At 68.3% G+C, this 1,428-nt stretch carries 1 protein-coding gene; it reads left to right on the top strand.

The window, feature by feature from the left end:
• Nucleotides 1-113: 113 nt before the first annotated feature.
• On the top strand, nt 114-1,394 hold the full coding sequence (locus ACIA5D_RS51760) for an ISL3 family transposase (protein WP_396038126.1): 1,281 nt from the start codon (nt 114-116) through the stop codon (nt 1,392-1,394).
• The last annotated feature ends 34 nt before the right edge of the window (nt 1,395-1,428 follow it).

Raw genomic sequence — 1,428 nt, 5'->3', positions numbered from 1 at the left:
GGTTCTACTGACGCTTGTGTGGGTGGTTTCTGGGCGTCTGGGTGGCGCACGCCGTTGTCCTGTCTAGGTTCTGGCTTGTCGAAGGTCAGAACGGTAGATAGTGGGACAACGGCGTGCGTAATGCCAGGGTATGGGCTGGGCTGCTCGGACTCCAGAAGACGGTCGTTGAGCGTGTCGAGCTCGACGAGCAGGGCGTGATCGTGGCGGCGGTCCGTCCGGCGCGCGGTCAGCGGCGCCGTTGCGGGATATGCCGTCGCCGCTGTCCTGGCTATGACCAGGGCACGGGCCGCCGCCGGTGGCGGGCCCTGGATCTGGGCACGACCCGCGCGTACGTCGAAGCCGACGCGCCGCGGGTGTCCTGCCCGCAGCACGGCGTGGTGGTCGCCGCGGTCCCGTGGGCGCGGCACGGCGCCGGACACACCCTCGGCTTCGACCAGACCGTGGCGTGGCTGGCGACGGTATGCGCCAAGACCGCGGTGACCGGGCTGCTGCGGATCGCCTGGCGCACCGTCGGCGCGGTCGTCGCCCGGGTCTGGGCCGACACCCAAGCGCAGATTGATCTGCTCGACGGGCTGAAACGTATCGGCATCGACGAGATCTCCTACCGCAAAGGACACAAATACCTGACCGTCGTGGTCGACCACGACACCGGCCGCCTCGTCTGGGCCGCACCCGGCGCGGACAAGGCCGCCCTCGCCGCGTTCTTCACTCAGCTCGGACCCGAGCGCTGCGCCCGCATCACCCACATCTCCGCCGACGCCGCCGGCTGGATCCGCGAAGCCGTCACCGAACACTGCCCGCAAGCCATCCGCTGCGCCGACCCGTTCCACATCGTCGCCTGGGCCACCGAAGCCCTCGACGAGCAACGCCGCACCATCTGGAACCAAACGCGCGGCGCTGCCCGGGGCACCACCCGCGCCAACAACCGCAACCATCGACTGCGCGGTGAGGTGAAAACCCTCAAACACGCCCGCTGGGCGCTCTGGAAGAACCCCGACGACCTGACCGAACATCAACACGAACAACTCGCCTGGATCGCCAAGACCCACCCCACCCTGCACCGCGCCTGGGCATTGAAAGAAGGCCTGCGCACCGTGTTCGCCCTCGCCCACCACGACCCCGACCAGGCCATCGACGCCCTCGACCGGTGGATCAGCTGGGCCCGCCGCTGCCGCCTACCCCAGTTCGTCAAACTCGCCCGCAGCATCACCCGCGACCGCGACCCCATCATCGCCGCCATCACCAACCGGCTGTCCAACGCCCTGATCGAATCCACCAACACCAAAATCCGGCTCATCATCCGCCGCGCATTCGGCTTCCACACACCACACGCCATCATCGCCCTGGCCATGCTCACCCTCGGCGGCCACCGACCCGAACTACCCGACCGATGACCGCAAACCCACCCACACACCGATCACAAGAGCC

Source organism: Actinoplanes sp. NPDC051513, from assembly GCF_044454685.1.
Taxonomy (GTDB): Bacteria; Actinomycetota; Actinomycetes; order Mycobacteriales; family Micromonosporaceae; genus Actinoplanes.
The sequence above is the reverse complement of the archived record's forward strand: the minus strand, read 5'-3'. Positions and strand labels throughout refer to the sequence as shown.